The following is a 25293-nucleotide window of genomic DNA, read 5'->3' as shown; positions in this document are numbered from 1 at the left end:
TCTCAAGCATTCCACAGGACTCTCCCAATGCGGGAAATGAAACTTCAAGACCTCAAGGCCAAGACTCCAGCCGAACTCGTCTCGTTTGCGGAGGAGCTTGGGGTCGAGAATGCTAGCACCATGCGCAAGCAGGAGCTGATGTTCGCGATTCTGAAGCAGCTTGCCATTCAGGAAACCGACATCATCGGCGAGGGCGTCGTCGAGGTTCTCTCGGATGGCTTCGGCTTTCTGCGCTCGCCCGATGCCAACTATCTGCCGGGTCCGGACGATATCTACGTTTCACCGTCGCAGATTCGCCGCTTCGGCCTGCGAACCGGAGATACCATCGAGGGACACATCCGCAGTCCCAAGGAGGGCGAGCGCTATTTTGCGCTGCTGAAGGTCAATACGCTCAATTTCGAAGACCCTGAGAAATCCAAGCACAAGGTCAACTTCGATAACCTGACGCCTCTTTTTCCCGATCAGCGGTTTCGGCTCGAGTTGGAAGATCCCACCCGCAAGGATTTGTCGGCACGCGTCATCGATATCGTCGCTCCGATCGGCAAGGGCCAGCGCGCCTTGATCGTGGCGCCGCCGCGCACCGGCAAGACCGTGCTGATGCAGAACATCGCGCACTCCATCACCGCCAATCATCCGGAGTGCTATCTGATCGTTCTTCTGATCGACGAACGCCCGGAGGAAGTCACCGACATGCAGCGCTCGGTGAAGGGCGAAGTCGTATCCTCGACTTTCGACGAGCCTGCGGTGCGTCATGTTCAGGTCGCCGAGATGGTGATCGAGAAAGCCAAGCGTCTTGTCGAGCACGGCCGCGATGTGGTCATCCTGCTTGATTCGATCACGCGCCTTGGCCGCGCCTACAACACCGTGGTGCCATCCTCCGGCAAGGTGCTGACCGGCGGCGTCGATGCCAACGCCTTGCAGCGGCCGAAGCGATTCTTCGGCGCCGCGCGCAACATCGAGGAAGGCGGGTCACTGACCATCATCGCCACCGCGCTGGTCGATACCGGAAGCCGCATGGACGAGGTGATCTTTGAGGAGTTCAAGGGCACCGGCAACTCGGAATTGATTCTCGACCGCAAGGTGGCCGACAAGCGCACCTTCCCAGCGATCGACATCGCCCGCTCCGGAACCCGCAAGGAAGAACTCATCACCGATCCGCAACTGCTCAAGAAGATGTATGTGCTGCGGCGCATCCTCAATCCCATGGGCTCCATGGATGCGATCGAGTTCCTGCTGGACAAGCTGCGCAACACCAAGAACAATTCCGAGTTCTTCGAGTCCATGAATACCTGATCGTCATCGATCGGGGTGAGCAGCGCTCGCGCAAGCTAATGCGTTCAGGTCTTCGGCCGTTTCAATCCTGCGCCAGTCCGTTGAGCGCATCAGGCTGCGTCACCGGCAGCGAGCAGGACTGACCGCGGCAGATGAAGGCAGCGCTTTGCGTCACAGCCGCGAACTTTGCGCGCGCCGGATGATCAGCCGGCAGCGCATCCGCATTTGGCGCATGAAGCACGATGCTTGTCGCATGCGGCAATTTTCGCGCGGCGCCGAGCAGCGTGGCGGCTTGTGCGTCCTCGCCGACCACGACAATCTCCGCGCCGGTGAGACGAAGATCGAGCGCATTCATGAGCGAGAGCTGGCCAAAGCCCCTCCCGGTCGCGCTCGGCAGCAAGGCGGTAAAGAGGCCGTCGATCTTGTCCCGCCATTTGGTCTCGCCGGTCAGCACGGCGATGCGCACCAGGTTCTGTGCGATCACGCCGTCGTGGTTGGGGATGGCGTCGTCGTCGCTTGAATGCGGCCGCACGATGAGTCCTTCAGCGTCGTCGGCCGTCAGATAATAGCCGCCATGGTCGGCGTCGGCGTAGTGCGTGTCGAGCGTGGATTGCCAGCGTAGCGCTTGCTCGAGGAATGCGTCGTCACCGGTGACCTCGAACAATGCAAGTGCGGCGCGCGTCATCGCGGCATAGTCGGAAGCGAGCGCCGGAATCAAAAGCCTGTCCTTGCGCCAGGAATGACCGAGCCGCCCGTCGCGGGTCATATGGGTGCGAACGAATTCGTATGCTCGTCGCGCGATCTGCAACCAGTCGGGCTTATCGAAAACGCAGGCCGTGTGAACGAGAGCGGCGATCATCAAGCCGTTCCAGTCGGCGAGAACCTTGTCATCGAGTCCGGGACGAACCCGGCTTTCACGCGCCAGCAGTTTCTCGCGCAGCGCGCGCATGTGAGCATCATCGCCGGCGACGTCGATGCTCTTGAGGCGATTGGGAATGTTGCGCCGTTCGAAGTTACCGTTGGTGGTGATGTCGTATCGCGCGGCAAAATCGGCGGCGTCGGCAGCGCCGAGCACGTCTTCGATTTCCTTCAGCGACCAGACATAGAACCTGCCCTCCTCGCCTTCGGAGTCCGCGTCGAGCGAAGAAGCAAAGCCGCCTTCCGCTGTGAGCATTTCCCGGCGCAGCCAATCGACGGTCTCGATCGTGCGCTCGCGGTACAACGGATTTTTGCTGCGCGCATAGTCGAGCGCGAGCAGGTCAAGGATCTGCGCGTTGTCGTAAAGCATCTTCTCGAAGTGCGGCACCAGCCATCTGTCGTCGACCGAATAGCGCGCATAGCCGCCGCCGAGATGATCGTAGATGCCGCCCTGGCTCATGCGTGTCAGGGTCAGCGTGGTGGCTGCAAGGAAGCGGTCGTCACGGGTTCGTTCGCCGGCGCGCCAGAGAAATTCCAGCACGGAGCATTGCGGAAACTTAGGCGCGCCACGCAGGCCGCCGTTCACCGGATCGATTGAGCGCATGATGGCGACGGCCGCGTTGTTGAGGTCGGCGACGCCGAGGTTGGCCGGGTTTTGTGACGTTGCGCGCTCGGACAGCCGCGCGATCAGCGCGTCGCGGTTGCGCGCGATTTGGTCGGGCTGATCGCGAAAAACCCGCGCCACCGATTGCAGGACATCGGGGAACGCCGGACGGCCGAAGTCCGGCAGCTTCGGAAAGTACGTGCCGCCCCAGAACGGCGATCCGTCGGGCGAAAGAAACATCGTCAGCGGCCAGCCGCCCTGCTCGCCGAGATGATGCAGCGCGCTCATATAGATCTGATCGATATCCGGCCGTTCCTCGCGATCGACCTTGATGCAGACGAACAGTTCGTTCATCACGGCTGCGACGTCGTCGTCCTCGAAGCTTTCGTGCGCCATGACATGGCACCAGTGACAGGCGGCGTAACCGATCGACAGCAGGATCGGGCGGTTGTTGCGCCGCGCTTCGGCGAGCGCCTCCGGTCCCCACGGCCACCAGTCGACCGGATTATGCTGGTGCTGCAGAAGATAGGGACTGGTTTCTTCGGCGAGACGGTTCGCAGGACGGCTTGAGCCCTTACCTGAGCCCTTGGCGGCATGATTCATGTCGAGGCGTCCTTGTGCGAATCTGCGATATTGGAAAGCGTACGGCGTGTTTGTTTCGATAACGCTGACGTTGGGGTCACCGAAGCGCTACAAGACAATAAGTCATGCATCCGCGAGAGCAAACGATCTTCGCCCTGTCGTCGGGCCGGCCTCCCTCGGCGATCGCTGTCGTGCGCGTGTCGGGCCCGCAGGCCGGCGCCGCGCTTGGTGAACTTGCAGGTGCGGTTCCTGTCGCACGCACGGCGAAGCGCGTCTTGCTACGCGACAGCGTCGGTGATGAGATCGATGATGCCGTCGTCCTGTGGTTTCCCGCGCCAGCGAGTGCAACCGGCGAGGACGTCGCGGAGTTTCACATTCACGGAAGCCGCGCGGTGCTGAATGCCTTGATCGCGGCGCTGTCGTCGATCGACGGTGCGCGAGCCGCGGAGCCGGGTGAGTTTACGCGTCGGGCTTTCGAGAACGGCAAGATCGATCTGACGGAAGCCGAAGGCCTCGATGATCTGATTCATGCCGATACCGACAGGCAGCGCCGGCAGGCGTTACGCCAGTTGCAGGGTCTGCTCGGCGATCGCGCGCGCGGCTGGCGCAAGCAGCTGATCGATGCCTCGGCCTGGATCGAGGCCGGAATCGATTTCGCCGATGAAGACGATGTGCCGGAGGATCTGGCGAAACCGGCGCTGGAGAAGATCGCGCGGCTTCGCCGCGAGATCGAGCAAACCCTTTCGGCATCGGTGCGAAGCGAGCGCCTGCGCGATGGCTTGAGCGTCGCGATCGCCGGTCCGCCGAATGCGGGGAAGTCGACGCTGCTCAATCGTCTCGCCCGTCGCGAAGCGGCGATCGTGTCGCCCCACGCGGGAACGACGCGTGACATCATCGAAGTACATCTTGATCTCGACGGTTATCCGGTGACGCTCATCGACACCGCCGGCATTCGCGAGACTGACGATCCTGTCGAGCAGGAGGGCGTGCGGCGAGCCCGCGATCGCGCCGCATCGGCCGACCTTGTGCTGTGGCTTTCGGATGATCATGGCGATGAGCCGGATCGGACGATTCGTGGTGGGGATGTTTCACTCTGGCTGATACGCAACAAGATCGATCTTTCGAGCCCGGCGAATGATGGGGCGAAGCCGGGGCAGTTCGGGACGCAAGCCGGACAGGGCGAGCCGACGCCGCAGTTCCGTATTTCGGCCTGGCGGGGCGACGGGGTCGATGATCTGGTGGCGGCGCTGACGGCTTTCGCGGAGGCCCTCTTGGGATCCGGCGAGGCGGGCGTGATCACGCGGTTGCGGCACCGCAACATACTGCGGGACGCCGCCGCGTCGCTGAAAGAGGCGGAAGCGCTGGCGGGCCAGGGCGATGAACTTGTCGCCGAGGAGTTGCGAATAGCAATTCATCTCATGGGACGGCTGCTGGGCCGCGTCGATATCGATGATGTACTTGATTCAGTTTTTAAGGAATTCTGTATCGGTAAGTAATGAATTCAGTTCATTTCTTAAGCGTACGTTAACCATGGCGGCGCTTGCTCAAGGATAGCGGTGACGCGGTGTTTCACGTGAAACACTCCGCCTGGTATTCGCGAATCCAAACTTTCGCATCTATTACGCCTGCGATAGAAGTTGGGTCCCTGAGAGTGCGGGGAAACTTAGAGGGCTTATGGCTGTAACGTTCGACGTCATCGTGATCGGAGGCGGGCATGCCGGCTGCGAGGCCGCAGCCGCGGCCGCGCGAACCGGCGCGCGAACCGGTTTGGTCACCCATCGGTTTGCCACCATCGGCGCGATGTCGTGTAACCCCGCGATCGGCGGTCTCGGCAAGGGCCATCTGGTGCGGGAGGTCGATGCCCTCGATGGTCTGATGGCACGCATGGCCGATGCCGCCGGCATCCAGTTCCGGATGCTTAATCGCCGCAAGGGTCCGGCGGTGCGGGGTCCGCGTGCCCAGGAGGATCGCAAGCTCTACGCCAGCGCGATGCAGGCCGCGATTCGCGAAACCGCCAACCTCGAGGTGATCGAGGGCGAGGCGGATGACCTGATCATCTCCGGTGGCAGGATCGAGGGCGTTCGCCTGATCGACGGCCGGGAGTTGAATTGCGCGGCGGTCGTCGTCACCACCGGCACCTTTCTGCGCGGCCTGATTCATCTCGGCGAGAAAAGCTGGCCGGCAGGACGGGTTGACGAGGCGCCGGCGCTCGGGCTGTCCGCCTCATTCGAGCGGATCGGCTTCACGCTTGGTCGGCTCAAGACCGGAACCCCGCCGCGGCTTGATGGCACGACCATCGACTGGGCCGCGATCGAGATGCAGCCCGGCGACGATCCGCCGGAACCGTTCTCGGTGATGACCGAACGAATCGTCACGCCGCAGATTCAGTGCGGCATCACCCGCACCACGACGGCGACGCACCAGGTGATCCGGGCCAATGTGCATCGTTCGCCGATCTATTCCGGGCAGATCACAAGTTCGGGCCCGCGCTATTGCCCGTCGATCGAGGACAAGGTGGTCCGCTTCGGCGATCGCGACGGGCATCAGATCTTTCTGGAGCCGGAAGGTCTCGACGACCCGACGGTTTATCCCAACGGAATTTCGACCTCGCTGCCGGAGGAGGTTCAACTTGGCATTCTGGCGACGATTCCCGGTCTTGAGCATGTGAAGATGACCCGGCCGGGTTATGCGATCGAGTACGATCATGTCAATCCGCGCGAACTCGATCCGACCTTGCAGACAAAGCGAATGCGGGGGCTGTTCCTGGCCGGCCAGATCAACGGCACCACCGGTTACGAGGAAGCGGCGGCGCAGGGCCTTGTCGCGGGTCTGAACGCGGCGCTGGCCGCGGGCGGCGGCGATCCGGTGGTGTTCGATCGCGCCGACGGTTATCTCGGCGTGATGATCGATGACCTCGTGACCCGTGGGATCACCGAGCCCTATCGGATGTTCACCTCCCGCGCCGAATATCGCCTGACGCTGCGGGCCGACAACGCCGACCAGCGGCTGACGGACAAGGGAATTGTCCTTGGATGCGTCGGGGCAGGGCGCGCGGCTTATCACCGAACCAAGATGGCGGCCTTGCAGGCCGCGAAAGAGCTCGCGATGTCGCTGTCGGTGACGCCGAACGAGGCGGCTCGCCACGGACTCGCGCTCAATCGCGACGGTCATCGCCGATCCGCGTTCGAATTGTTGTCCTATCCGGAGATCGGCTGGGGCGAGGTGGCCGCGATCTGGCCGGAGTTGTCCGCCATCGATCCCCGGATTGCCGTCCATCTGGAGATCGACGCCAGATATGATGTCTACCTGAAGCGCCAGACCGCTGATGTCGAGGCGTTCCGTCGTGACGAGGGGCTGGTTCTCACCGGGATCGACTACGGCGCGGTGCCGGGCCTCTCCAATGAAGCGAGGGGCCGGCTGGAGCAGGCTCAGCCGCGCACCGTGGGGCAGGCCGGTCGCCTCGATGGAATCACCCCGGCCGCGCTGGGGATACTGGCGGCCTATCTGCGCCGGGAAGCCCGACGGAAAACAGCCGCTTCGGCGGGATGATCGGGCCCGCGATCGGGTCGAATGTTTCACGTGAAACATCCGCAAGGGGAGGGGTAGCCCCACCGCGCCAACGGCTATATAGCGTTTTGAGCGAAGTGGATACCGGTTCGCGTGAAGAAAGCGCGTCAAACCAATATCATAGAGCTTCGCTTCTGATTCAATCAGAAGCGATAATGCTCTGGGCCAATGGCCTATCGATCCCGAAACCGAGGAACTCCGAACATCTGGCCAGGAAACAGAGACGCGTCTATGCTGGCTGCAATGTCCGCGACCCTGCAAAATCACTCGCCATGTTCGGCCACCGAAAAGGCGGCCGCGCTGGCGTTGACCCCGGTTTCGCGTCAGACCGAGGCGCGGCTGGACGCCTATGTCGATCTGCTGGTGCAATGGCAGACAAAAACCAATCTCGTGGCTCCCTCGACGTTGCCGCAACTCTGGACGCGCCACATCGCCGATTCGCTTCAGCTTCTGGCATTGGCCCCGCAGGCCAAGCGCTGGGCCGATCTCGGCAGCGGCGGCGGCTTCCCCGGCGTTGTGCTGGCCTGCGCGCTGGCGGGCGTTGAAGGTGCGCGGATCGATCTGGTCGAGCGCAACGCCAAGAAAGCGGCCTTCCTCCGCGAGGCCGTGCGAATCACCGCCTCGCCAGCCGTCATTCACCCGATGGATATCGGGGATTATGTGGACAGATCGGAGGATCGGATCGATTGCGTGACCGCGCGGGCGCTGGCGCCTCTACAAGTGTTGCTCGGCTTCGCGGAACCGCTGGTGAACAAGGGCGCTAAAGCCTTGTTTCTTAAGGGACAAGATGTAGAAGCTGAGTTGACGGAAGCCACCAGATATTGGATTATCGAACCTCGGATTCACCCTAGCCGCACCGGCGGCCAGGGCCGGATCGTCGAGATCGACCATATCGAGCGGCGCGCTCGTGGTGGTGACGCAAAGCAGGCATGGCGTGGTTCATGACGGTAATTGACCAGATCGACCAGCGTGGCGACGAGGGCCGGTGGCGCGACCGCCATCCCCGCATCATTTCGCTCGCCAATCAGAAAGGCGGTGTCGGCAAGACCACCACCGCGATCAATCTTGGCACGGCGTTGGCCGCGATCGGCGAGCGCGTGCTGATCGTCGATCTCGATCCGCAGGGCAACGCTTCCACGGGGCTCGGCATCGACCGGCGTGACCGCAACGTGTCCACCTATGACGTGCTGATCGGCGAAGCGCCGCTGCGCGACGCCGTGGTGCCGACCGCGGTGCCGCGCCTGCACATCGCCGCCTCGACCATGGACCTCTCCGGCCTGGAGCTTGAGCTTGGCGCTGCGAAGGATCGCGCCTTCCGCTTGCGTGATGCGATCACCGCGCTCAACGGCAATGCCGCCTATGCCGCCGACTACACCTATGTGCTGATCGACTGTCCGCCGTCGCTCAATCTTCTCACCGTCAACGCGATGGCGGCCTCGGATGCGATCCTGGTGCCGCTGCAATGCGAGTTCTTCGCTCTCGAAGGTCTGTCGCAGCTGTTGCAGACCGTCGAGCAGGTGCGCTCCACGCTCAATCCGAACCTGTCGATCCACGGCATCGTGCTCACCATGTTCGACTCGCGCAACAACCTGTCGAACCAGGTGGTCGCCGACGTGCGCCAGTTCATGGGCTCGAAGGTTTACGACACCATGATCCCGCGCAACGTGCGTATTTCGGAAGCGCCGTCCTACGGCAAGCCGGTGCTGGTCTATGATCTCAAATGCAGCGGCAGCGAGGCGTATCTGAAACTTGCGACCGAGGTGATCCAGCGTGAACGCGAGTTGCGCATGGCGCATTAGAGCGTTTTCGAGCGAAGTGGACACCGGTTCGCGTGAAGAAAACGCGACAAAACAAAATCATAGAGCATCGGACCCGAAAGTGGGAACCGGTTTCGGGATAAATCCGATGCTCAATCAGTTAACTGGAGCGACGGCGCTGATTCCATTTGACCGGCCGCCGCTCTAGAGCATGATCCGTTCAAGTTGAATCGGACCATGCTCTAGAAATTATTGTCTGGTCGCATTTTCTTGCGGCGAACCGGTATCCACTTCGCCGGAAAAGGCTCCAGGTTTTCCCATACCGCACGATCCGCATCGTGCGCGAGTGATCGGACTTCAGGGCAAGGTCAGGAGCGTTAAGTTGAATCCGAGGAAACCGGCGATGGCCGATGAAGCGCGCTCGCGATTGGGACGCGGCCTTGCAAGCCTGATCGGCGACGTCGGCGGCGAGGCCGCGCAGGCCGAACGCCCGCGCGCGCAGCGAAAGGTGCCGATCGAATTCTTGAATCCCAATCCGCGCAACCCACGGCGCACGTTCTCCGATGCCGAGCTTGGAGAATTGTCGGACTCCATCAAACAGCACGGCGTCATCCAGCCGATCGTGGTGCGGCCCGTGAAGGGGATGCAGGATCGCTTTGAAATCATCGCGGGCGAGCGCCGCTGGCGCGCGGCGCAATCCGCGGGGCTGCATGAAGTCCCGATCGTGCCGGTCGACGTCAGCGATCATGTCGCGCTCGAGATCGCGATCGTCGAGAACGTGCAGCGCGAGAACCTCAACGCCATGGAAGAGGCGCAGGGCTATCACGCGCTCGCCAATGAATTCGAACGCACCCAGGACGACATCGCGAGGATCGTCGGCAAGAGCCGCAGCCACGTCGCCAACATGATGCGGCTGACGAAACTGCCGGACGATGTGCGGGCGCTGATTGCCTCCGGCGAACTGTCAGCGGGTCATGCGCGCGCGCTGATCGGTTTGCCGGATCCTTCCACCGCGGCGAAGCGCATCATCGCGGAAGGTCTCAACGTGCGGCAGGCCGAGGCGCTCGCGCATGAGCCATGCGTGCCGGAGCGCAAGCCGCAAAAGGCGCGCGCGGACAGGCCGCAGAAGGATCCGGATACGCTGGCGCTGGAAAAGCGCGTCAGCGACGCGCTCGGTCTCGCCGTCACGGTGGACCACAAGGACCCCGGCGGTGTCGTTCAGATCCGCTATCGCGACCTCGACCAGCTTGACGAGATTTTGAGAAGGCTGGATTCGAAGGGGACGTAGAACGTATCTGGTTCAATTGATCGGCGGAGTTACCCCCGTCTTCTGGCATTCACCGCGATCGACATCAGGGCGCGCTGCGCGATCGCCGGCGCCAGCGCCGCATGCTTGCGGGTTTGCAACGCCGCGACGGCGAGCTGGTCCATCACCTGAACCAGCCGCGAGGCGCTGAAATGATTCAACGCCGTTTCCACGGCCGCCTTGCGCGAAAAATGCAGGCGCGGAAATCCGCGCTCGGCGGCGGATGAGGCCGGTGCGCCGCCTTCCATCGACAGCGCGGCCTTGTGCAGGGCGGCGACAAAACGCTGCGCGGCCGAGATGATGAGGCCCGGATAGGTGCCGGCGACCATGGCCTTGGCGAACTCGGCTTCCACCGCCGCCGGCCGTCCGGCGAAGGCGGCGTCGATGATGGGATCGAGCTTGAAGTCGGATGCGTCGGAGACCACGGCCATGACGTCGAGGAGCGTGATCTCGCTTTGTCCATGGGCATAGAGGGTGATCTTGCGCAGTTCGTTGCGCGAGGCCTGACGGTCGCCGCCGAGCAGCGACATCAGCGCCGCGCGGGCGTCGGGCGCGATCTTCAGGTCAGAGGTGCGCAGCTCCTCGTCGATCAGCCGCGCCAGATCGCGTTCGGTGTCGGGATAGCAGGCAATCGCCACCGCGTTCCTGGCGCGCTCGCAGGCCTTGCGCAGCGGCGATTCCGGTCTCAGTTCACCGGCCTCGATCACGATCCGGCAATCCTGGAGTGTAGAATTCGCCAGCGTATCGACGCCGCTCGCAAAGCTGCGTGACCCCGCCTTGATCCGGATGGCGCGGCGGCCGCCGAACAGCGGCACCGTCATCGCCTCATCGACCAGACGCGAGGGCTCGGCGGCGAGGTCGTCGCCGTCGAGCCGCACCAGGGAAAATGGATCGCTCGTGTCGTCAACGGCCGAGCTTATCAGGGCGTTGGCGCGTTCGCGCACCAGGCCGGCGTCGGGACCGTAGAGCAGGATGATCGGCCGGGCCGGATCGGGCCGGGCGAGAAAGCCGTCGATGTCCTTTCCGCGCAGCGCGACCATTCGCCGTCGATCAGGTGCCGGCGTAGAAGAACGAAGCCAGCCGGGTGTTGATGTTCTCGGCGATCTGCTCGGCGGCGCGGTCCTCCGCGTCGCGGTAGGCGCGCGCGCGGGCGAAACGCTGGAACTGGCCGGGAATGTCATAGGAGGTGCGGGCGAAAGTGGTCGCGTTGAGGACGATCTTGCCGGTGGCGACCTCGATCAATTGATAGCTCGCATTGATACCGTATTGCTCGTTAGAGGGCAGCGCGGTGTTTGGGTCGAGCATCAGCGACGAGCGGGTGGTTGAGAAGCGGATCTTGAGCTGGTGCGTCGGCGGCGCGCCGGTGGCGTTGCCATAGAGCTTGAATGCGAGCGAGTTGCGGAGGGCGACCCCGATCCGCGCGTCGGGCGACGCATTGGGCTTGTCGATCGGCAGCAGCTCGACGCCCATCAGCCTGTCGCGAAGAGCCGGGCCGCCATCGCCCCGTTCGGCGTACATCGGACGGAAGCAGCCGGCCGTCAGCGCGGCCAGCACGGCGACGACGCCGATTCGGAGCGCGATGCGCGAACCGTCCCGTTCTCCGCTCCGGCGCGCCGGCGATCTACCCCACCACATTCACGATCCTCTGCGGGACGATAATGATCTTGCGAGCCTGCTTGCCGCCCAGGGCCTGCTTTACCGCATCGAGCGCCAAAACGGCAGTCTCAATTTCCGGATTTCCGGCGCCGGACGCCACCGTCACTTCGCCCCGCTTCTTGCCGTTCACCTGCACCGGCAGCGTGATGCTGTCTTCAACCAGCAAATCAGGCTCGATTTGTGGCCAGCGCGCTTCCGAGACCAGTCCGGTCTGACCGAGCGCCCGCCAGCATTCCTCGGCGAGGTGAGGCATCATCGGGCTGAATATCTGCACCAGAATGATCGCCGCCTCGCGCAGGCTCCAACTCAGATCAGGCGACGGGGCGGACTTGTTGCTGCGGGAGCGGGCAAGGGCGTCGGCCAGTTCGTTGGCGAATTCGCGGATATTGGCGAGGCAGACGTTGAAATGCAGCCGCTCGATGCCGGTGGAGACCCTGTCGAGCGCGCCGTGGGCCGCCTTGCGCAAGCCGCTCGCCTCCGCGCCGAAAGTCGCGGGTCTTTCTTGCGGCGCGGTCTTGCCGGCGTCGGCCGCTTCATTGACCAGCCGCCACAGCCGCTGCATGAAGCGCGCCGCGCCCTGCACGCCTTCCTCGCTCCAGATCACGTCGCGGTCCGGCGGCGAATCGGACAGCATGAACCAGCGCGCGGTGTCGGCGCCGTAGCTGCCGATGATGTCGTCGGGATCGACGGTGTTGCGCTTCGACTTCGACATCTTCTCGACCGCGCCGATGCAGACCGGCTCGCCGGTGGCGATCAGCGTGGCGCGGCGGCTGTTGCCGTCGACCTCGATCTTGACCTCGTCCGGCGAGGCCCAGCCGCCGTCAGGCTTGCGATAGGTCTCGTGCACCACCATGCCCTGCGTGAACATGCCCTTGAACGGCTCGTCCATGCCGAGGTGGCCGGTGGCCTTCATAGCGCGGGTGAAGAATCGCGAATAGAGCAGGTGCAGGATCGCGTGCTCGACGCCGCCGATATACTGGTCCACCGGCAGCATCCGGTCGGCGACCGCGCGCATGGTCGGCGCGGCGTCGTTCCAGGGATCGGTGAAGCGCGCGAAGTACCACGACGAATCGACGAAGGTGTCCATGGTGTCGGTTTCGCGGGTGGCCTTCGCCCCGCATGTCGGGCAGTCGACGTGCTTCCAGGTCGGATGATGGTCGAGCGCATTACCCGGTTTGTCGAAGGTGACGTCCTCCGGCAGCGTCACCGGCAGGTCCTTTTCCGGCACCGGCACCACGTCGCAGTTAGGGCAATGGATCACCGGGATCGGACAGCCCCAATAGCGCTGGCGCGAGATGCCCCAGTCGCGCAGGCGAAAGTTCACCTTGCGCTCGCCGACCGGCAGGTCGCCGCGCGTTTCGCCTTCCAGGCGCTTCGCCACCTCCTCCTTCGCCGCATCAGCGCTCATGCCGTCAAGGAAGCGGGAGTTGATCAGGTGGCCGTCGCCGTCATAGGCGGTGTCGGTGATGACGAAGCTTTGGGGATCCTGACCCTCGGGGCAGACCACCGGCGTGTTGCCAAGCCCATACTTGTTGACGAAGTCGAGGTCGCGCTGGTCGTGCGCCGGGCAGCCGAAGATGGCGCCGGTGCCGTATTCCATCAGGATGAAGTTGGCGACGTAGACCGGCAGCTTCCAGTTTTCATCAAACGGATGCACGGCCTTGATGCCGGTGTCAAAACCCATCTTCTCCGCGGTGTCGATCTCGGCCTGCGCGGTGCCGCGCTGCTTGCACTCGGCGATGAAACCGGCGAGCGCCGGATTGTCTTTCGCCGCCGCCTGCGCCAGCGGATGATCCGGCGCGATCGCCATAAACTTCGCGCCGAACAGCGTGTCGGGGCGCGTGGTAAAGATTTTCAGCTCGCTGAATTCATGGAGAAACAAGTAGCGGTATGCGTCAATCTCCTCAGGAGTATCGCCTTGCGTAGCGAGCGCGAAGCGGATCAAGAGTCCTTCGCTGCGGCCGATCCAGTTGCGCTGCATCAGCCGCACCTTGTCGGGCCAGCGGTCCAGCGTGTCGAGCGCCTCCAGAAGCTCCTGCGCATATTTCGTGATCTTGAAGACCCACTGGTTCATCTCGCGCTGTTCGACCACCGCGCCGGAGCGCCAGCCGCGCCCGTCGATCACCTGCTCGTTGGCGAGCACGGTCATGTCGACCGGATCCCAGTTGATCTTGCGCTTCTCGCGCTCGGCGAGACCGGCGCGCAGGAAGTCCAGGAACATCTTCTGCTGGTGCTTGTAGTAAGCGGGGTCGCAGGTCGCGATCTCCCTCGACCAGTCGAGCGACAGCCCGATCGAGCGGAGCTGCTTCTTCATCGCCTTGATGTTGTCGTAGGTCCACGCCTTGGGCGCGATTTTGCGCTCGATCGCGGCGTTCTCGGCCGGCAGGCCGAAGGCGTCCCAGCCCATCGGATGCAGCACGTTGTAACCCATGGCGCGCTTGTAGCGCGCGATCACATCGCCAAGCGTGTAGTTGCGGACATGGCCGATGTGGATGCGCCCGGACGGATAGGGGAACATCTCCAGCACGTAGTATTTTTCGCGCGGGTCATCATTCCTGGTGGCGAAGATCGCCTGCCTGTCCCACTCGGCTTGCCAGCGCGGTTCGGCGTCACGGGCGTTGTAACGTTCTGAGGTCATGGAATTGCGATATTTTTCGTGATTTGCAGGCCTTCGACCAGAGCAGCTCGCTTCCGGTTGAATCAGAAGCGAGGCTCTAGATTATTGTTTTGACGCGTTTTCTTCACGCGAACCGGTACCCGCTTCGCTCGAAAACGCTATAGGCCACGAAAGCGGAGCGGGGGTCAACGGGTCGGGCGGGCGATGCGGGCGAGTTTGCAAGCGGTGTGGTTTTGCGGTGTAAGCGGGGACGTTCCCGCCTTCCGGAGTCACCCGATGGCCGACCTCTCCGTTTCCTTAATCACCCGCCGCTGGCCGGCCGCCTACCCGGATCTCCTGCAGCTCTATTCGGTGCCGACGCCCAACGGGGTGAAGGTCTCGATCATGCTGGAGGAAACCGGGCTGCCCTATGAGCCGCATTTCGTCGATTTCGGCAGGAACGAGCAGAAGAGCCCCGAATTCGTCTCGCTCAATCCCAACGGCAGGATCCCGGCGATCCTCGATCCCGACGGTCCCGGCGGCAGGCCGCTCGCCTTGTTCGAGTCGGGCGCGATCCTGCAATACCTCGCCGAGAAGACCGGACAGTTTCTGCCCGCCGATCCGGCGCTGCGCTGGCAGACCATCCAGTGGCTGCACTTCCAGATGGGCGGCGTCGGGCCGATGTTCGGGCAGGTGGGGTTCTTCCATAAGTTCGCCGGCCGGGATTTTCAGGACAAGCGGCCGCGCGACCGCTATGTGGCGGAATCGACGCGGCTGCTCGGCGTGATGGACACGCATCTGGCGACGCATCGGTGGTTTTCGGGCGACGACTACACCATCGCGGATATTTCGATGCTGGGCTGGGTGCGCAACCTGATCGGATTCTACGATGCGCGCGATCTCGTCGGATTCGATCGTTTCCGCCATGTCGCAGGCTGGCTGCAGCGGGGCCTGGCGCGCCCGGCGGTGCAGCGCGGCCTCGCCATTCCGGCGCGGCCATGACGATGGACGAGACGGCGCCGGTCAGCGGCCTTGCGAACGTGGAGGCCGAAATCGTCCGCGCGTGCCGGGACGCGCGGCGCGAGCGCTCTTCGGTGACGTTGGTGGCGGTGTCGAAAACCTTTGGCGCGGAGACGATCGCACCGGTGATCGCGGCCGGACAGCAGGTGTTCGGGGAAAACCGCGTGCAGGAGGCGCAGCGCAAGTGGCCTGCTTTGATCGCGGCGCATCCCGGCCTCGCGCTGCATCTGATCGGCCCGCTGCAATCCAACAAGGCGAAAGAAGCTGTCGCCCTGTTCGACGCCATCCATTCGGTCGACCGCCCGAGCCTTTGTGAAGCCTTGGCCAGGGAAATCGACAGGCAGAACCGGCGGCCGTCCCTGTTCGTGCAGATCAATACCGGCGAGGAACCGCAGAAGGCTGGCGTCGCGCCATCCGATGCCGACGACTTCATCGCGCGCTGCCGCGACGCCCATGGCCTGACGATCGCGGGCCTGATGTGCATTCCGCCGATGAATGATGCGCCGGCCCCGCATTTCGCGCTCACCGCGAAAATCGCCAGGCGTAACGGGCTGACGCAACTGTCGATGGGCATGAGCGCGGACTTCGCCATAGCGATCGCGCTCGGTGCGACCCATGTGCGGGTCGGCTCGGCGATCTTCGGAAGGCGCTGATCTTTTTCCCTCTCCCCTTGCGGGAGAGGGTGCCTGAGCAAAGCGAAGGCGGGTGAGGGGTGTCTGCCATCGAGACCCCTCATCCGTCATGGACTTCGTCCATGCCATCTTAAGAGCGAGCTTCGCTCGTCTCGGCTCCCGCAAGGGGAGAAGAAAGAAAGCTCCCGCTCCCTCAACTCACCCGATCGCGATCTTGGTGCGCGGCCCGATCCGCCGCAACAGCCGCATCATCGCCGGCCGCGTCATCGCCACGCAACCGGCGGTGGGGCCGAAGTTGTCGCGCGCCAGATGCAGGAACACGGCGCTGCCGCGTCCCGCGATGCGGGGCCGGGTGTTGTGATCGATCTCGATGATGAAGTCGTAGAGATGATCGGCGCGCGTCAGCCGGTCGCCGGCCGCATTTGGCGTCATCCGGATCGGCCGGTTGTAGCGCCGGTCGGCGGGGTCCTCGCACCAGCCATCCATGGGCGTGATGGCGCGGACCGGCAGAAACGTCCGTGGCCGCGGGTTCCGGTCGGGCCGCCACCATAACCGGACGGGCCGGAAAATCCCTTTCGGGGTGCCGCCGTCGCCCTCGCGTTTGTTGGCCCGGATGCCGCCGCGGCCGAGCGCCACCGCGATCGCGCGCCCTTCGGCAATCAGCCAGCCGCGCTGCGGCCGCCCGGCGGCGGCCCGAATGCGGATCGCCGCGAGCGGACGATCACGGGAATTTGTGATACAAGGCATTGAAGAGCATGAGCTTTGCATGGAATGGAGGAGCCCCCCCGCGCACTCTCTCAGCCGAAAAGCCGACCCCGCACACCAGATGGACAGGGATTCATCCAAATTCGCCTCAGTCTGGGGTAGACTCAAGTTTCGACGATGAATCGCTGCAAATTATTGCTGCAAATCATGTGTGCCCGGACGAATCGGGACCCAAACACCTGATGAAGGTCGCTGGCGCGCCCCGCCCGGGGTGTTTCAGCCGCCAGGAGGATTGCATAGATGGCCAACGCCCGCAAAATCCTGATCGTGGACGACGATAACGACCTGCGCGATACGCTGGTCGAGCAACTGTCGCTGCATGAGGAATTCGAGGCGTCCGCCGTGGATACCGGCGCCAAGGGCGCCAGCGCCGCCAGATCCTATTCGCCCGATCTCGTGCTGATGGATGTCGGCCTGCCGGATACGGACGGGCGCGAGGTGGTGCGCAGCCTGCGCAAGGGCGGCTTCAAGGCCCCGATCATCATGCTCACCGGTCACGACACCGATTCGGACACCATTCTGGGTCTTGAATCGGGCGCCAATGACTATATCGCCAAGCCGTTCCGGTTCGCGGTCCTGCTGGCGCGCATCCGCGCGCAGTTGCGCCAGCACGAGGCCAGCGAGGACGCGGTGTTCTCGGTCGGACCCTACAGTTTCCGGCCCGGCGCCAAGATGCTGACGACCGGCAACGGCAAGAAGGTGCGGCTGACCGAGAAGGAGACCGCGATCCTGCGCTTCCTGTACCGGGCCGGCCAGATGTCGGTGTCGCGCGACACCCTGCTGCAGGAGGTCTGGGGATACAATTCCGGCGTCACCACCCACACCCTGGAAACTCACATCTACCGGCTGCGCCAGAAGATCGAGAAAGACGCCGCCAATCCGGAAATTCTGGTCACCGAGGCCGGTGGCTACAAGCTGGTGCCCTGATATCTATGGCGTTTTCGAACGAAGCATGTCCTAGAGCTTTCCTCTTCTGATAAAATCCGGTTCGCGGAAAGAAAACGCTACAGGTTGACGACTCACGTCAGCTCCCGTCAAAACAGCATCTGGATGATCCGGGACGGATCATCGAACCGGTTCTGCATGTCGATCGACGATGACGTTGTCCTGCTTGAGCGCGTCCAGACCCTGCGCCTGCTGGGCGCGGAGGCCTTGCGCGTGCTTGCCATCGGCGCCGAACAGCAGCAGTTCGCCAGCGGGTCGATCCTGTTCCGCGCCGGTGACGAGGCGGATGGGGGGTACGTGGTTCAGGAAGGCGGCTTTCGCATCCACGTCCCGAACGGCCGCGATCGGAAAGTTGTCGCCGAGCGCGGCACGCTGATCGGTGAACTGGCCCTGATCGTGCCGATATCACGGCCGGCCACCGCGATCGCGCGGGAATATTCGATGGTCATCCGCATTTCGCGCACCCTGTTCCTGCGCGTGCTCGACAGCTATCCCGCGGCCGCCCAGCGCCTTCGCGACGAATTCGCCAACCGTACCCGGAAAACGACCAGCGATATCCTGATGGCGTCGGCGAAGCTGAGTGGCTAGAGCCCTTTCGCTTCTGATGGAATCAGAAGCGGGCTCTATGATTTTGATTTGACGCGTTTTCTTCACGCGAACCGGTGTCCACTTCGCTTGAAAACGCTCTAGAGCGGGAAGAGTTGACGATGAATGGTTTCAACGCGTCATGGCCGGGCATAGCCGTTCGAAGAACGGCGTCGCTTCGCTCGCTTATGGTCCCGGCCATCCACGTCTTTGATCCGGTTCACGTTTCAAGACATGGATGCCTGGCATAAGGATTCAATCAAACCTCATCCCGCTCTAGTTAATTGATTGAGCATCGGATTTATCCCGAAACCGGTTCCCACTTTCGGGTCCGATGCTCTAGGTTCGGAGCGTTGTGCCGATCCGGGTGAGGGCGTGAGACCTATCGACAATCCGCAGCCCCTCACCCCAGCCCTCTCCCAATGGGAGAGGGAGCGCGGCTGTCATCGTGGCATCCGCGCTCACACCTCGATCACCGCGGTCACCGGCACATGATCCGATGGACGCTCCCAGCCGCGGGCGTCGCGGGTGATGCGGAAGTCGCGGATTCCGTCGCGCAGCGACTCCGAGACCCAGATGTGATCGAGCCTGCGGCCGCGATTGGCGGCAACCCAGTCGGCGGCGCGATAGCTCCACCACGTATAGACTTTCTCCGACATCGGGATCCGCGCGCGAGCGATGTCGATCCAGTTGCCGCGATTCTGCACGCCGAGCAGCTTTTCGCATTCGATGGGCGTATGCGAGACGATCTTGAGAAGTTGTTTGTGCGACCAGACGTCGTTCTCATGCGGCGCGACATTGAGATCGCCGACCAGCACATGCCGCTCGCCGTTGACCGGATGCAGCGGCGCGCAGCCTTTCATCTCGTCGAGAAACTGCAGCTTGTGAGCGAACTTCGGATTCAGCGCGGGGTCGGGAATGTCGCCGCCGGCGGGCACGTAGAAGTTATGCAGCACCAGCGGCGCGGCGAGACCCGCCTGACCGCCGAAGATCACGCTGACGTGGCGGGAGTCGATCTTGTCGCAGAATGTGCGGATGTTGCTGGCGTCGAAAGGCAGCTTCGAGACCACCGCCACCCCGTGATATCCCTTCTGCCCGTTGAGCGCGATATGCTCATAGCCGAGCCGGTGGAAACGTTTCAGCGGAAAGGCGTCATCGGGGCATTTGGTTTCCTGCAGGCACAGAACGTCTGGCCGCTGCGCTTTCAGAAACTTGGCGACCAGATCGATGCGCAGCCGCACCGAGTTGATGTTCCAGGTGGTCAGGGTGAGATGCATGGGGGCTGGCACAGTCGATGGTTCTTCCCTCTCTCCTCGCGGGGGAGGGAAAGGAGAAAACTTCAGCGCTCAATTGTTACTCGATGCCGGATGCGTGGTGTCATTGATCCTGAACAGCGCGGGATCGAGTTTCGCCGTCGGGTTCAGATTGTAGATCGCCACCGTGGTATCGTAACCTTGCGGATCGGTGATGGTCCACTGCTTGAGCTTGCCGTCCTTGACGCCGACCATGAGCATGAGGCGGGAGGTGCCGACCAGCGCCTGCTTCTCTTCGATGATGACGCTGATGTAGAGATCGTCCGACGTCACGGCGACGACGTTGGTTTCCCTCATCAGGTCGATGCGGTCTGACAACAGATAGCGCAGCGGCGTTTGCGACAACGGGTACACATCCTGTGTCGCGAGCCTGGTGTCGCGAATGACGAGCGACGAGCCGTCGGAGATCATCGCGATCGGCGAGGGAGGATCGTATTCGAACCGGACCTTGCCCGGTTTCTGGATGTAGAACTCGCCGGTGGAGCGGCTGCCGTCAGGACCGACCTGCACGAACTTTCCGGCAAGGGCCCGCAGCGACGACAGGTAGCTGCTGACCCGGCCCGCCGCCGCTTTCTGATTCGCGTCGAAAGTTGCAAAAATGCTGGCGGGTACGTTGCGGCGCGGGTCGGGAATGATGGGGTCGGGCGGGCGCGTGGTTCCCGTGACCTCAGGCTTGCCGGCCTGCGCCAGCAGCATCGCGGGCTCGCCGGTACGAACAACCTGCGGCGCGGGTTGCGGGATCGGCACGGCTTCGGCGCGGGCCGGCGGAGCAAAAAGGCTTGTGGTCAGTATCGCGGCGAGCCCGGCCATGACGGCGTTCGCACGGGCGCGGATCGGACGGCTGGCCGCGGGGGGAAGTGTCACGTCTGTATTCAATGTTTCGTCCTGTCCGCTGGCGGCGTTTGTTCTACAGCGCTTTGCGCCCTCGCGGATATCGTTTTTTCCCGGCATTTTCTTACCGCGAACGGGTGTCCACTTCGCTTGAAAACGCTCCGGAAGCGGGGCGAGGAAAAATGTCGTGCGGTTATCCGCCCGCATTCCGCTTCTCATAATGCTGGAATCGATCATGGTCGCGATTCTGGATCGATTCGATCCAGAATCGCCGCGATCTAGCGTGGCGCTGTGGCGATTTCGCGACTCCGAAAACCTGATCATCGTGATGCCGTCATGGATCAGAATTGGCCTTCTTCTTCCTCGATCAGGATTTCGCGCTTTCCGGCGTGATTGGCCTGCCCGACGATGCCTTCGAGCTCCATGCGCTCCATCAGCGAGGCGGCGCGATTGTAGCCGATCTGGAGACGGCGCTGAATGTAGCTGGTCGAGGCCTTGCGGTCGCGCTTCACGATCGCGACCGCCTGCGCGAACAGATCGCCGCCGCCGTCGCTGCCCATGCTCGTACCGTCGAACACCGCGCCGTCCTCGCCCTCCGCGGGTTCTTCGGCCGTGACCGCCTCGAGATATTCGGGGGCTCCTTGCGTCTTGAGGTGGCGGACCACTTTCTCGACTTCTTCATCCGACGCAAACGGCCCATGCACGCGCGAGATGCGGCCGCCGCCCGCCATGTAGAGCATGTCGCCCTGGCCGAGCAGTTGCTCGGCGCCCATTTCGCCGAGGATGGTACGGCTGTCGATCTTCGACGTCACCTGGAAGGCGATGCGGGTCGGGAAGTTGGCCTTGATGGTGCCGGTGATGACGTCGACCGACGGACGCTGGGTCGCGAGGATGACGTGAAGGCCGGCGGCGCGCGCCATCTGCGCAAGACGCTGGACCGCGCCCTCGATATCCTTGCCCGCGACCATCATCAGGTCGGCCATTTCATCCACGATGATGACGATGAAGGGCAGCGGCTCGAATTCGAGCTTCTCTTCCTCGTAGATCGCCTTGCCGGTTTCCTTGTCGAAGCCGGTATGCACCGTGCGCGTCAGCTCCTCGCCCTTGGCCTTCGCGTCGACGAGTCGGGTGTTGTAGCCGTCGATGTTGCGCACGCCGAGCTTGGCCATCTTCTTATAGCGCTCTTCCATCTCGCGCACGGCCCATTTCAGCGCGACCACCGCCTTCTTCGGGTCGGTGACGACCGGCGTCAGCAGATGCGGGATGCCGTCATAGACCGAGAGTTCGAGCATCTTCGGATCGACCATGATGAGACGGCACTGATCGGGCCGCAGCCGGTACAGCAGGCTGAGGATCATGGTGTTGATCGCGACCGATTTGCCGGAACCCGTGGTACCGGCGATCAGCATATGCGGCGTGCGCGCGAGATCGATGATAACGGGATCGCCGCCGATGGTCTTGCCGAGGCAGAGCGGCAGCTTGGCGACCGAGTCGACGGCCTCCTTCGCGGTGAGCAGCTCTCTTAAGTACACCTTCTCGCGGTGCGCGTTCGGCAGCTCGATGCCGATGGCGTTGCGGCCGGGGACGACGGCGACGCGGGCCGACAGGGCGCTCATCGAGCGCGCGATATCGTCGGCGAGGCCGATGACGCGCGCCGACTTGATGCCGGGTGCGGGCTCCAGTTCATACAGCGTCACCACCGGTCCGGGATTGGCTTTCACGATCTCGCCGCGCACGCCGAAGTCGCCAAGCACGCCTTCCAGCGACCGCGAATTGGCTTCCAGTTCGGACTTGCTGAGCGGCTGGCGGTCGGAGGCGCGCGGCGCGCTCAGAACGTTGACAGAGGGCAGCTCGAACTTGCCGGCTTTCTTCGCCGGCTGGCGGGGAGCGGCCTTCCGGCGGGGCGCGGCGACGACCGGCGCTGCATCGTCTTCCTCGTCCGCTTCGTCCTCCGGATCGTCGTCAAGCTCGTCATCGATGTCGTCATCATGGCCGGCGCGACCCGGCGCCAGGGAGGGAGCGATGGGTCCGCCGCCGAGATTGGGCTCCTGGCGCTCGAACGCCAGCGCACCGGAGTTCCGCGGCGCGCTCGACACCAGCGACTTGTAGGCCAGCGCCAGCAGCGCGCCGATTTTCAGCCGCTTGAGCCGCGCCTTCGCGCTCATCAGCGCGTGAACCGCCCAGCCCAGCGAGACCGAGGCGTGGTCGTCGCCCTCATCGAACGGCGCGTCATCCTCGATTTCGCGCGATTCTTCGGCGGGCCGCGATCGCACGCCGCTGGCCCAAAGGAACGTCGCGGCCATGATCAGAAACATGATCGCGCCGAGCACGATGCTTTGCAGCGCGCCTGCCGGGCCGAACGCAATCGCGGGCGCGCGCACCAGCGCGTCGCCGACCACGCCGCCGAGACCGGTGGGCAGCGGCCAGGCGCCGTTATGGGGCCAGCAACTGGCGAAGCCGGCGGCGGATGTGGTGCAGAGAATCCAGCAGGCGAGACGCGAAGCCTCACGGTCGAACGGGCGATGGGTCAGCATCCGCCATCCCCAGATCGCCACCGGCAGGATCAGCATGATCGCGCCGAGACCGAGAATCTGCATCAGAAGATCGGCGCCGATCGCGCCGGGATAGCCGAGGACGTTGTGGATCGGGCGCGAGGTGGCGTGGCTGAGGCTCGGGTCCTGCACCGACCACGACATCAGTGCGGCCGCGGCCGCGCCGGACAATCCGATCAGGCCGAGCCCGGTCAATTCGCGCAGGCGCCGGGCCAGCGGCTCGCGGATCGACGGCGGTATCTGATCGACGATGGGAAGAAGACGTTCGATCGCTGCCATGCTCATGGTGCCCCGCGACTATAGCGTTTTCGAGCGAAGTGGATGACCTGTTCGCGCGACGAAAACGCGTCAGAAAAACAATCTAGAGCTTCGCTTCCGATCCAGTCAGAAGCGAAGATCTAGCCGAGAGTTTTCACCAGCCGCCGCAACGCCTCGGCTGTCGATTCGATGTCCGCCACCAGCGCGAGGCGGATGTAGCCCGCGCCAGGATTTAAGCCATCGGCTTGCGGACGCGCCAGATAGCTTCCGGGCACGACGCGAAGGCCGGCCTCCCTGTAAAGCTTGATCGTCGCGGCCTCGTCGCCGCCATATGCGGAGACATCCAGCCAGAGGCAGAAGCCGCCGGCGGGCCTCGCATAGCCGTAGCGAGCGCCGATGATCTGGTCAGCGAGATCGAACTTGAGCCGGTAGAGCCTTCGGTTCTCCTCGACATGGGCCTCGTCGCCATAGGCGGCCGCGCCGACATGCTGCAGCGGCACCGGCACCTGGGGCGCGGCGACGTTGCGCAGCTCATGAAACGCGTCGAGGAAATTCCGGTCTCCGGCGACGAAGCCGACGCGCAGCCCCGGCAGGTTCGAGCGTTTCGAGAGCGACTGGAACGCGACGACGCTCGCGAAATCCGGCCCCGCGCATTCCAGCGCGCTGCCGGGCGCCTCTTGCGTATAGATTTCCGAATAGCATTCGTCCGAGAACACCAGAAAACCGTGACGGCGCGCCAGCGCGATCAGGAGCGCGAGATAATCGCGCGAGGCCACCGCGCCTTGCGGATTGGCGGGCGAGGCGAGATAGATCGCGACCGTCCGCGCCAGCGTGGCTTCATCGAGCGCGTCGAGGTCCGGCAGGAAGCCGTTGTCGCGCGTCGCCGGCAGCAGGACGGTTTCGCAATGAGCGGCACGGGCGCCCGCGCCATAGGCCGGGTAGAACGGGTTCGGCATCAGGATGGCCGGCGCGCCCTTGCGCGGCGCGACGTAGCGCGCGGCGGCGACCGCGGCGTAAAACAGTCCCTCGCGGCTGCCGTTCAGCGCCAGTATCTCGGTCTCGGGATCGATCGCGCGCGGCAGCGCGAAGCGCCGCGACAGCCAGTCGGCGGCGGCGCGGCGGAACGGCTCGATCCCCCGCGCCATCGGATATCGCCTGAACTCGTCGATATGCCGGGACAGGATCGGGCCGACGAAATCGGGCGGCGGGTGCCGCGGCTCGCCCAGCGACAGGTTGATCAGGGATTGTTCCGGCTGGTAGGGCGCAAGCAGATCCGCCGTCCGCGCGAATGGCGACCGCTCGCCCGCAGCCGTCCGCGCGGCCGGGCCGGCGGCGGACCGGGACGCACCGGCGTCGGATTCGACTGGGCTGGCGGCGAATTCAGTCCGGCTGGCGGCGCCCGGCGCCGCGCGCGATGAAGCGGTGGTTGCCATCGGTTAAGCGTCAACACTTTCAAGACGTTCGGCCGCGCCTTGAGGCCGGACGAAAGACGGTTGAGTAAGCTTAGCTGCGGCGGGGTTAAGACGCGATTAACCATCGGCGGGAGGGCGGATTTTCCGTTGGGAGCTCTCCGTGGTTGAGGGACCTTCCGGTTTCTACCGAGCTGCTGAAGCTGTATTCATATGGAATGGGAATCAAGTATCCGGTCGGTGTTGGAACGGTTTTGCTTTGTGATTATAGCCGTGGCGGCTTCCAGCCTCCTGAAATGGTCAAGAGACGACCGGCCGTTGTCATCTCTCCCCGTCTGCCTTACCGGGACGGACTCTGTACGGTGATTCCGTTGTCCCAGGACGAACCGGATCGCGATCTGGATTATGTAGCGCGGATCGAGTTTGGTGATCCGTTGCCCCATCCTTTCCCTTACACCGTCTTTTGGGCTAAATGTGATATGATCGCGACCGTCTCCTTCGAGAGGTTGGACCTGTTCCACACATCTCGGGACCAAAGGGGTAAGCGTAAGTACTTGCACCCGAAAATGACCGCAGAAGATGTTGCGCGTGTGCGCAACTGCGTCCTTAAAGCTATCGGCTTGTAACTTGACATTAGTCCATGAGTAGCAACATTAGACGCGATTGCTCGCGACGTTCACTGCCGGGCTTCCGGCGGGATGCGTTGAGCCTCAAGACCCGGAAGG

Annotated in this window: 20 protein-coding genes; 11 read left to right on the top strand and 9 right to left on the bottom strand. The window is 63.6% G+C overall.

Annotated elements, in window-relative coordinates; all coding sequences use genetic code 11:
* Positions 1 to 27: 27 nt before the first annotated feature.
* Positions 28 to 1293, top strand: a complete 1266-nt coding sequence (gene rho, locus ACMYR2_RS00840; RefSeq protein WP_347263978.1) for a transcription termination factor Rho — start codon at positions 28 to 30, stop codon at positions 1291 to 1293.
* A gap of 61 nt (positions 1294 to 1354) precedes the next feature.
* On the opposite strand, the gene ACMYR2_RS00835 is transcribed toward rho, so the two are convergent.
* Entirely contained in the window at positions 1355 to 3397 is a 2043-nt protein-coding gene (locus ACMYR2_RS00835) for a thioredoxin domain-containing protein (RefSeq protein WP_416193497.1), read from the bottom strand.
* Positions 3398 to 3501: 104 nt separating this feature from the next.
* On the opposite strand from ACMYR2_RS00835, the gene mnmE reads away from it, so the two are divergent.
* The 5 genes from mnmE (at position 3502) to ACMYR2_RS00810 (ending at position 9988) form a co-directional block, all read left to right on the top strand.
* A complete protein-coding gene (gene mnmE, locus ACMYR2_RS00830) occupies positions 3502 to 4872 on the top strand; it encodes a tRNA uridine-5-carboxymethylaminomethyl(34) synthesis GTPase MnmE (protein ID WP_416193496.1) in 1371 nt (456 codons plus the stop codon).
* A gap of 178 nt (positions 4873 to 5050) precedes the next feature.
* On the top strand, positions 5051 to 6925 hold the full coding sequence (mnmG, locus tag ACMYR2_RS00825) for a tRNA uridine-5-carboxymethylaminomethyl(34) synthesis enzyme MnmG (protein ID WP_347264308.1): 1875 nt from the start codon (positions 5051 to 5053) through the stop codon (positions 6923 to 6925).
* Between the two features lie 249 nt (positions 6926 to 7174).
* Positions 7175 to 7888 carry a 16S rRNA (guanine(527)-N(7))-methyltransferase RsmG gene (gene rsmG / locus ACMYR2_RS00820; protein WP_416193495.1) on the top strand — a complete coding sequence of 238 codons (714 nt, stop codon included), beginning with the start codon at positions 7175 to 7177 and terminating at the stop codon, positions 7886 to 7888.
* Positions 7885 to 8742, top strand: coding sequence for a ParA family protein (locus ACMYR2_RS00815; RefSeq protein ID WP_347264307.1), 858 nt, complete (start codon positions 7885 to 7887; stop codon positions 8740 to 8742). Before rsmG ends, ACMYR2_RS00815 begins: the two co-directional genes overlap by 4 nt.
* 361 nt (positions 8743 to 9103) lie before the next feature.
* Positions 9104 to 9988: a ParB/RepB/Spo0J family partition protein gene (locus ACMYR2_RS00810; RefSeq protein ID WP_347264306.1), complete on the top strand. Its 885-nt coding sequence runs from the start codon at positions 9104 to 9106 to the stop codon at positions 9986 to 9988.
* Positions 9989 to 10017: 29 nt separating this feature from the next.
* On the opposite strand, the gene holA is transcribed toward ACMYR2_RS00810, so the two are convergent.
* The 3 genes from holA to leuS are packed head-to-tail and all read right to left on the bottom strand — an operon-like array spanning position 10018 to position 14300.
* On the bottom strand, positions 10018 to 11046 hold the full coding sequence (gene holA / locus ACMYR2_RS00805; RefSeq protein ID WP_347264305.1) for a DNA polymerase III subunit delta: 1029 nt from the start codon (positions 11044 to 11046) through the stop codon (positions 10018 to 10020).
* 10 nt (positions 11047 to 11056) lie between these two features.
* On the bottom strand, positions 11057 to 11641 hold the full coding sequence (gene lptE, locus ACMYR2_RS00800; protein ID WP_347264304.1) for an LPS assembly lipoprotein LptE: 585 nt from the start codon (positions 11639 to 11641) through the stop codon (positions 11057 to 11059).
* A complete protein-coding gene (gene leuS, locus ACMYR2_RS00795) occupies positions 11628 to 14300 on the bottom strand; it encodes a leucine--tRNA ligase (protein ID WP_347264303.1) in 2673 nt (890 codons plus the stop codon). The genes lptE and leuS overlap by 14 nt, the downstream gene beginning before the upstream one ends.
* Positions 14301 to 14555: 255 nt before the next feature.
* Between leuS and ACMYR2_RS00790 the strand changes: the two genes are divergently transcribed.
* Together ACMYR2_RS00790 and ACMYR2_RS00785 are read left to right on the top strand one after the other, a co-directional pair.
* Complete coding sequence (locus ACMYR2_RS00790) at positions 14556 to 15260, top strand: glutathione S-transferase family protein (RefSeq protein ID WP_347264302.1); 705 nt, start codon at positions 14556 to 14558, stop codon at positions 15258 to 15260.
* On the top strand, positions 15257 to 15931 hold the full coding sequence (locus ACMYR2_RS00785; protein WP_416193494.1) for a YggS family pyridoxal phosphate-dependent enzyme: 675 nt from the start codon (positions 15257 to 15259) through the stop codon (positions 15929 to 15931). Before ACMYR2_RS00790 ends, ACMYR2_RS00785 begins: the two co-directional genes overlap by 4 nt.
* 177 nt (positions 15932 to 16108) lie before the next feature.
* On the opposite strand, the gene ACMYR2_RS00780 is transcribed toward ACMYR2_RS00785, so the two are convergent.
* Entirely contained in the window at positions 16109 to 16657 is a 549-nt protein-coding gene (locus tag ACMYR2_RS00780; RefSeq protein WP_347264300.1) for a L,D-transpeptidase family protein, read from the bottom strand.
* 258 nt (positions 16658 to 16915) lie between these two features.
* Between ACMYR2_RS00780 and ACMYR2_RS00775 the strand changes: the two genes are divergently transcribed.
* Both ACMYR2_RS00775 and ACMYR2_RS00770 read left to right on the top strand, forming a co-directional pair.
* Positions 16916 to 17602 carry a response regulator transcription factor gene (locus ACMYR2_RS00775; protein WP_347264299.1) on the top strand — a complete coding sequence of 229 codons (687 nt, stop codon included), beginning with the start codon at positions 16916 to 16918 and terminating at the stop codon, positions 17600 to 17602.
* Positions 17603 to 17758: 156 nt separating this feature from the next.
* On the top strand, positions 17759 to 18208 hold the full coding sequence (locus tag ACMYR2_RS00770; RefSeq protein WP_347264298.1) for a cyclic nucleotide-binding domain-containing protein: 450 nt from the start codon (positions 17759 to 17761) through the stop codon (positions 18206 to 18208).
* 458 nt (positions 18209 to 18666) lie between these two features.
* On the opposite strand, the gene ACMYR2_RS00765 is transcribed toward ACMYR2_RS00770, so the two are convergent.
* The 4 genes from ACMYR2_RS00765 to ACMYR2_RS00750 all read right to left on the bottom strand — a co-directional run bounded on the left by ACMYR2_RS00765 (position 18667) and on the right by ACMYR2_RS00750 (position 24592).
* Positions 18667 to 19482: an exodeoxyribonuclease III gene (locus ACMYR2_RS00765; RefSeq protein WP_347264312.1), complete on the bottom strand. Its 816-nt coding sequence runs from the start codon at positions 19480 to 19482 to the stop codon at positions 18667 to 18669.
* 69 nt (positions 19483 to 19551) lie between these two features.
* Positions 19552 to 20328: an outer membrane lipoprotein carrier protein LolA gene (locus ACMYR2_RS00760; protein ID WP_347264311.1), complete on the bottom strand. Its 777-nt coding sequence runs from the start codon at positions 20326 to 20328 to the stop codon at positions 19552 to 19554.
* Between the two features lie 362 nt (positions 20329 to 20690).
* Positions 20691 to 23186 (bottom strand): DNA translocase FtsK, encoded by a 2496-nt coding sequence (locus ACMYR2_RS00755; protein WP_416193493.1) that lies wholly within the window; start codon positions 23184 to 23186, stop codon positions 20691 to 20693.
* A gap of 113 nt (positions 23187 to 23299) precedes the next feature.
* Positions 23300 to 24592: an aminotransferase class I/II-fold pyridoxal phosphate-dependent enzyme gene (locus ACMYR2_RS00750; RefSeq protein ID WP_416193492.1), complete on the bottom strand. Its 1293-nt coding sequence runs from the start codon at positions 24590 to 24592 to the stop codon at positions 23300 to 23302.
* A 143-nt stretch (positions 24593 to 24735) separates the two neighbouring features.
* On the opposite strand from ACMYR2_RS00750, the gene ACMYR2_RS00745 reads away from it, so the two are divergent.
* The gene (locus ACMYR2_RS00745) at positions 24736 to 25194 is read left to right on the top strand and encodes a type II toxin-antitoxin system PemK/MazF family toxin (protein WP_416193491.1); all 459 of its coding nucleotides are present in this window, start codon (positions 24736 to 24738) and stop codon (positions 25192 to 25194) included.
* The last annotated feature ends 99 nt before the right edge of the window (positions 25195 to 25293 follow it).

It is taken from the genome of Nitrobacter sp. TKz-YC01 (assembly GCF_047824785.1).
Taxonomy (GTDB): Bacteria; Pseudomonadota; Alphaproteobacteria; order Rhizobiales; family Xanthobacteraceae; genus Nitrobacter.
The sequence above is the reverse complement of the archived record's forward strand: the minus strand, read 5'-3'. Positions and strand labels throughout refer to the sequence as shown.